Genomic DNA, 7,092 nt, shown 5'->3' on the forward strand with positions numbered 1-7,092 from the left:
TTCGGGAATTTGCCTCCGGCTTCCTTCAGATTCCACCTCACGGTGGACACCCTTGCCATTAGCTAACAGTTCCTACTGCCAAGCCTGTAGTGGACTTTCACCACCAAGTTATAGCCCATGCCGGGCGCACAATAAAAAAACTGCTGACTAAATTACTAGTCAGCAGTTTCATGTATATTATGCTAATTTATTTTTTAATTTTTTATTTTCCATATAGTTCAGTGCGAAAATTACAAGTACTATAACTGTTCCAATAATATCTGTAAATGGCTCAGGTATTAACATTAAGAGTGCTCCGGCACCGAGAATAATACGGTAAATAGTATTCATATGTGTTGCGAAGTAACCTTCAATTGCAGCTCCAAGTCCTATAACTCCAACAATGGAAGTTACTGCAACAATGACAATATCCATAATTGATGCCATCGGGAATTCAACCGCATTCATTGAAAGACCTTCTGGATTAATTAATAGCAGTGCAGGTTGATATACGAATAGGTAAGGTACGATGAATCCTGCAAGTGATAAACGTACTGAGATGAAACCTGTTTTCATTGGATCTCCACCTGCTAATCCTGCACCAGCGAAAGATGCAAGTGCTACAGGAGGTGTGATATTTGCAAAAATACCAAAATAGAAAACGAACATATGTGCAACTAAGATTGGAACACCAAATTCTGCTAATGATGGTGCTACCATTGTAGCTGTAATTATATAAGCTGGGATAGAAGGTAGACCCATACCTAAAATAATAGACGCGATCATTGTTAAGAATAATGTTAAGAATAGTGATCCTGCACCTAAATGAGTAATAGCACTAGTTAATGTAGAACCGAAACTAGTTAAGTTTACTACACCAATAATTATACCTACTACACCACAGGCAACAATAGTTGATAATGATTGTTTTGTTCCATCTTCAAGAGCACTTAAAATATCTTTAACACCCATTCTAGTACTCTTCTTAAATGCTGCTACGATGATTGTTAATACGATTGTATATAATGCAGAGAATGCAACGGGAACACCGGAACCAAGGAAGAAAACTAGTCCAACTAATGGGATTAATAAGTGACCGCCCTCTTTAAATACTTCTTTAACTCTTGGAAGGTCTGGCTTTGGAATTCCTTTTAAGTTTGAACGACCAGCACGGAAATGTACTTGCATTAATACACCAAGGAAAAATAGTAGTGCAGGTATTGCCGCAGCTAATGCAATCGTCCCGTAAGAAATTCCAGTAGTTTCAGCCATGATAAATGCACTTGCACCCATAACTGGAGGTAATATTTGACCACCTATGGATGAACTTGCCTCAACTGCTCCGGCGAAGTTTTTCTCATATCCGATTTTTTTCATAAGTGGAATTGTAAAAGCACCAGTTCCTACTACGTTTGCAACAGCAGAACCGTTAATACTACCCATGAATGCACTTGAGATAACTGCAACTTTTGCAGGTCCACCTTGTTGATGTCCTGCTAGAGCTAATGCTAAATCATTAAAAAATTGGCCCATACCAGATTTAGCTAAAAATGCTCCGAATAAAATAAATAGGAAAATGTATTGTACAGAAGCCCCAATTGCAGTAGAGAATAGTCCTTCTGTCTTTAAGTATAGCTGACCAAAAATATCTCCTAAATCAAACTGACGAGTCATTAACATATTCGGTAGCCATGAAGCATGACTGAAGAATGGGTAAATTAAAAATACTAGGGCAAGAATTGGTAATATCCAACCTGTTACACGTCTTGCACTTTCAAATACAAGAATTACAGTCACAATTGCAACGATAATATCAACTGTATTTGGTATACCGCCTCTTTCTGTCATAATCGCTTGATATTCTACAAATAAGTAACCACAAGATAGAATACAAAGACCGAATAATATCCAATCATAAAAAGGGACTTTCGTACGGTCTTGTTTTTTATAAGTCGGATATAGTAAAAATACGATGGCTAAAGCGAATAGTAAATGGACTGATCTTAGCAATAATGTCGGAATAGGATTAAATGTAATGTATACATGGAACAAGGAAAATAGTATTCCTAAAGCAGCAATCAGAAATACGACGCTTTTATTTTTTAATTTACGTACATTGGAATCTGTATCATATTTTTCTAAAACCTTTTGAACATTTTCTTCTGATATTTCTTCTACCAGGATTTTTTTTGAATCTACTTCATTTATTACGCTCATAACTTCCCTCCCGATATTAATTGCCATAAGTAAATTGATTTATGTGTGATATGTACGTTCGTATAATCACTTGCAAAAGTATAAATTGGAATTTCACGTTGTTTCGTAATGATGGTTGTTTTCACATTTTCAGAGACTGCTAAATTTAACTCGGGATATTTAAGATTAATATCCATTTTTACATAACCATCCACTAATTCTGTATTTTCAGAACTACTTGGGACACCAGCGCCAAAAGTTTTAAAATATGTCTCTGTTAATAGTAATTCATCCCCACTATTATCATAGATTTCAATCCACTCTTCTTTTTCGACGGAGTGAATCCATCTTAATTGAAATTGATCATCGAATAAGTAATAGGTACGATCTTCAATTTCAAATGAAAATACTGGGATTTTTATAAAAAAGATGGTAAGGAGTAAAAGAGCACTTATACTCCAAAACCATCTAATTTTATTATTTTTGTTCATCGAAATATTTTTGTGCCCCTGGGTGTATTGGTGCGATAAATCCTTCTTGTGCATCTACTGCAGGAATTTCAGTAGCTGCTTGATGTGAGTTTACTAACTTATCTTGACTTTCAAAGAATTTCTTAGTTAGTAAATAAACATCATTTTCACTCATGTCACTACGTACAACTAAAGCATTTGGAACAGCTGCAGTTTTAATAGGTACTTCATTTCCGTAAGTTCCTGCTGGTACTTCATAAGAAATAAAGTAAGGATGTTCTTTTGCAATATCTTCTATGTTTGCAGGTTCAACCGATACTAGAGTAATACCCATAGTTTCAGATAGTTCAAGTACTGATGCATTTGGTAGCCCACTTGTTAAAAATGCTGCATCAATAGTACCTGCATTTAATCCATCAGCTGCTTCTGCATAACCTAAGTAATCCACTTGTAAGTCATCATATGTGATACCGTGACCTGCTAGTAAAGTACGAGCGTTTACTTCAACACCAGAGTTTTGGTCACCAACTGCAACACGTTTACCTTTTAAGTCTTCGATTGTTTTAATACCAGAATCTTTCTTTGCAATAATTTGTACTACGTTTGGATATAACGTTGCAATTTGTGAAACATTTTTAATAGGTTCTTTAAAGCTTACTTCCCCAGCTAATGCTTGTGATAGAGCGTCACTCATTACAAATGACATTTCAATTTTGCCATGCTCCATCAAGTTAATATTTTCTACAGAAGCTCCTGTTGTTTGCGTTCTGGAGTTAATACCAAAATCAGAAGAGTAGATGTCTGCTAAAGTTGTCCCTAGAATATTGTAAGGACCTGAAGCTCCACCTGTACCAATTGTTACAAGGTTTAATGAAACCTTATCTGTTGCTGTCTCTGTTTGAGTTCCAGCGTCGTTTGTTGAGCCTGAGCCATTTTGTGTTGTTGAAGAATCACCACAACCAACTAAAAATGCAGCTAAAGCTAGAGATGAAAATAACATTCTTTTTTTCAAAACTTTTTCCCCCTACCCCTCTATGAAATTTATAGTTAATTTCATAGAAATAAATTTCTATTCAATCAATTCTTTAAATGTAATATTCTCAAACTTCGCACCTAAATAATTAGATTCGATAGTTGGCTCTATTAGGTTCTTCATGATTTCAATAAAAACCTTGACAAAGTTTTTTAAGATACAAAAAACACCTCATTCTTTGGTATAGTGGATTTGTCGAGAATACACTACCAAACAGAAGAGGTGCTTCCATTATGATAGAGCATAATGACCAAAACAATCAACTGCCAAAAGAATTAAAATCGGTATTTCGTGAATTAGAAATCGTAAAGCACCTTCGTAAAGCTTGCATTACGAAGAAGTTTGGCTTTACAACTTCCTATTTGTTTCAGCTTGTTTTTTGTTTAATCTTTCATCATAAGAGCTGGTTCACCCTTTTAAATTCAAAGAAGGGAGACCGTTACCCTGCCAAAGATTCTGTTTATCGTTTCTTAAATCATTCCAAGTTTGCATGGCGTCGCTTTTTAACGTATTTAAGTGTGCACGCCATTCAAAAGGTGGAGCAGCTGACGGATACAAAACGTCCAAAGGTATTCATCATAGACGATTCTATGTTCGACCGTAACCGCAGTAAAAAGGTGGAGCTTCTTGCGCGTTGTATGGATCATTCCTCCTTAACAAAACGCTTTTATAAAGGATTTCGCATGCTTACATTGGGTTGGTCCGATGGCTTTACATTTATGCCACTAGACTTCACATTACTAAGTTCAAAAAAGGCGCAAATCAACGGAATTTCTGAGAATATTGATAAGCGTTCTTCTGGCTATAAACGTCGTGTCGAAGCATTAGAATCTGCTCCAACCGTCATCCCAGGTATGCTTGAACGAGCATTACAAGCAGGTGTATCGGCTGACTATGTGTTACTGGATACGTGGTTTACGCAACAACCTCTTATCCAATCAATCGTTGAACTCGGTCTTGACGTCATTGGCATGGTAAAGGCAACGAACCAACGCTATGTGGTGAACAATAAAAAGCTATCTCTGAAGGAACTATATAAGGTTGCCGCACCTGTTTCTGGCAAGAAAGGCATCATGCGATCGATTCAAACAACCATGGCAAATGGCGTTCAAGTAAAAGTCGTATTTATTCAAAACCGCAATAAAAAGAGCGAATGGCTTGCGATTCTCAGCACGGATTGTACGCTTTCTGAACAAGAAATCGTCCGTATTTATGGTATGCGCTGGGATATTGAGGTCTTTTTCAAGACGACTAAATCCCTCTTACGCCTTCAAAAAGAATTTCAAGGCATGTCATATGATTTACTTATTAGCCACACAACGATTGTGTTTTCGAGATACATCGTTTTGTCCTGGCAGAATCGTTGCCATAACGATCAACGAACACTAGGTGGCATTTTTTATGAGCTATGTGATGAAGTGAGCGAACTGGATTGGGCTGTCGCATTACAGCAATTAATCGAGCTTCTTGAAGATGCCTTAAAAAAGACGAATAAAACGATTCAAAAAATAATCAAAAGTCAACTACAGCAATGGATTGACGGTCTGCCTAACTATATCAAGGCTTATTTGTCGATTTCAGTCTGCGAAGTTTGAGTAATATTTATATATTATTCTTAATTTAAAGAATTTTTTGAAGTAATTAAAATGTAAGATAATTAAAATTAAAAATCAATACAAAAAAAGGTGTTATTACACAGTTCGACAAAAATAGACAAAATTAAATTATTATAATATAGATAACAAGTAGAATAATAAGATATATTGTCAAATATAATAAAAAAACGCTATCGCTAGGATAGCGTTTTTTTATTATTTTAGTATGCTCTACCGAACCAAACAGTGTGTTTTGCTTCTTTACCACAGTTAATACATGTTTGTTTTGTTGTCGGTGGATTAAATGGAATGTTACGTGTTGTGAATTTTGTTTCTTCTTTTACATGTTCTTCACAAGCATCATCACCGCACCAACCAGCTAAGATCCAACCTGGAATTGTTCCATTTTTCTCTGAATCCACTAAATGATGTTGAAGTTGTTCTAGTGAGTCAACATGAGTATGTGAGTTTGCATCACGGAATGCTTTTGCTTTTTCATATAGTCGTGTTTGCATTGTTTCTAGTTCTTGCTCAATAGCTGAAACGACTTGACCAATTTCTACAGTTACTTTATTCGCCTCATCACGAGCTTTTAATAGAACTTGACTGTTTTCTAAATCACGTGGTCCAAGTTCAATACGTACAGGAACACCTTTTAGTTCCCATTCATTGAATTTGAAACCTGGAGATTGGTCTGAATCATCTAAACGAACACGAATACCTTTTGCTTTTAATTCTGCAAAGATTTCATCTAATTTCTCAATAATCGCTGGGTTCTTTTTCCATGGACCAACAGGAATTAATACAACTTGAGTTGGTGCAATTTTTGGAGGTAATACGAGACCTTGTTCATCTCCGTGCACCATGATTACAGAACCGATTAAACGAGTTGAAGTTCCCCAAGAAGTTGTATGCACATGTACGTGTTTGTTTTCACGGTTTAAGTATTTAATATCGAATGCTTCTGCAAATTTTGTACCTAAATAGTGAGAAGTACCAGCTTGTACAGCTTTTCCGTCTTTCATCATTGCTTCGATTGAGTACGTATCAACCGCACCAGCAAATCTTTCTGATGGTGTTTTTTGTCCATCATATACCGGAATAGCAAGTAATCCTTCAACTACTTCTTTATAGATATTTAACATTTGCATTGTTTCTTTACGAGCGTCTTCTTCATTTTCATGAGCTGTGTGTCCTTCTTGCCATAAAAATTCTGAAGTACGAATGAATGGTAATGTTTTCTTTTCCCAACGGAATACGTTTGCCCATTGGTTAATTAATACTGGAAGATCGCGATATGATTTGATCCAGTTTGAATATAAGTGACCAATCATTGTTTCAGAAGTAGGACGTAGTGCAAGACGTTCTTCTAATTTTTCCCCAGCAGCTTCAGTTACCCATGGTAATTCTGGAGAAAATCCTTCGATATGGTCTTTTTCTTTTTGGAAGAATGATTCTGGAATTAACATCGGGAAGTAAGCATTACGGTGACCTGTTTCTTTAAAACGACGGTCCATTTCTGATTGAATGTGTTCCCATAATTCGTATCCATCTGGTTTAAAAGCGATACAACCTCGTACAGGTGTGTAATCCATTAAATCTGCTTTTTGAATTGTATCAATGTACCATTTTGAAAAATCGTTTGTCTGTTGTGACATATTAGTTCCTCCTAACATTAATATAGACTCTCGGCATTCGCCGAGCTTTGTGGTTCAAGGATTTTCCTCAAACCAATTTATTTCATCCCTCCTATTTTAGGTGGGATTTTTTAATGTTCATTTTTTTAAAACTGGAAATTAATTATCAAAATATTTTCACG

5 protein-coding genes are annotated in these 7,092 nt (G+C 35.9%); 1 reads left to right on the forward strand and 4 read right to left on the reverse strand.

What is annotated here, in order from left to right:
* Nucleotides 1-177: 177 nt before the first annotated feature.
* Genes ACOQFO_RS10725 through ACOQFO_RS10735 form a run of 3 tightly spaced genes read right to left on the reverse strand, consistent with a single transcriptional unit; the run spans nucleotide 178 to nucleotide 3,645 of the window.
* Complete coding sequence (locus tag ACOQFO_RS10725) at nucleotides 178-2,196, reverse strand: TRAP transporter permease (RefSeq protein ID WP_421689663.1); 2,019 nt, start codon at nucleotides 2,194-2,196, stop codon at nucleotides 178-180.
* Nucleotides 2,193-2,666, reverse strand: a complete 474-nt coding sequence (locus ACOQFO_RS10730; RefSeq protein ID WP_421689664.1) for a DUF1850 domain-containing protein — start codon at nucleotides 2,664-2,666, stop codon at nucleotides 2,193-2,195. Before ACOQFO_RS10730 ends, ACOQFO_RS10725 begins: the two co-directional genes overlap by 4 nt.
* Nucleotides 2,653-3,645 (reverse strand): TAXI family TRAP transporter solute-binding subunit, encoded by a 993-nt coding sequence (locus tag ACOQFO_RS10735; protein WP_421689667.1) that lies wholly within the window; start codon nucleotides 3,643-3,645, stop codon nucleotides 2,653-2,655. The genes ACOQFO_RS10730 and ACOQFO_RS10735 overlap by 14 nt, the downstream gene beginning before the upstream one ends.
* Before the next feature lie 266 nt (nucleotides 3,646-3,911).
* Between ACOQFO_RS10735 and ACOQFO_RS10740 the strand changes: the two genes are divergently transcribed.
* Nucleotides 3,912-5,273 (forward strand): IS4 family transposase, encoded by a 1,362-nt coding sequence (locus tag ACOQFO_RS10740; RefSeq protein WP_421689665.1) that lies wholly within the window; start codon nucleotides 3,912-3,914, stop codon nucleotides 5,271-5,273.
* A gap of 221 nt (nucleotides 5,274-5,494) precedes the next feature.
* Here the strand turns inward: ACOQFO_RS10740 and proS are convergent, their stop codons facing one another.
* On the reverse strand, nucleotides 5,495-6,931 hold the full coding sequence (proS, locus tag ACOQFO_RS10745) for a proline--tRNA ligase (protein ID WP_421689666.1): 1,437 nt from the start codon (nucleotides 6,929-6,931) through the stop codon (nucleotides 5,495-5,497).
* Between the last annotated feature and the right edge of the window lie 161 nt (nucleotides 6,932-7,092).

It is taken from the genome of Ureibacillus sp. MALMAid1270, from assembly GCF_049202975.1.
Classification (GTDB): Bacteria; Bacillota; Bacilli; order Bacillales_A; family Planococcaceae; genus Ureibacillus.

Bases quoted from the DNA above. Each gene is read 5' to 3' on its own strand.
- proS (WP_421689666.1), bottom strand. From the start codon at position 6,931: ATGTCACAACAGACAAACGATTTTTCAAAATGGTACATTGATACAATT.
- ACOQFO_RS10725 (WP_421689663.1), bottom strand. From the start codon at position 2,196: ATGAGCGTAATAAATGAAGTAGATTCAAAAAAAATCCTGGTAGAAGAA.
- ACOQFO_RS10735 (WP_421689667.1), bottom strand. From the start codon at position 3,645: ATGTTATTTTCATCTCTAGCTTTAGCTGCATTTTTAGTTGGTTGTGGT.
- ACOQFO_RS10730 (WP_421689664.1), bottom strand. From the start codon at position 2,666: ATGAACAAAAATAATAAAATTAGATGGTTTTGGAGTATAAGTGCTCTT.
- ACOQFO_RS10740 (WP_421689665.1), top strand. From the start codon at position 3,912: ATGATAGAGCATAATGACCAAAACAATCAACTGCCAAAAGAATTAAAA.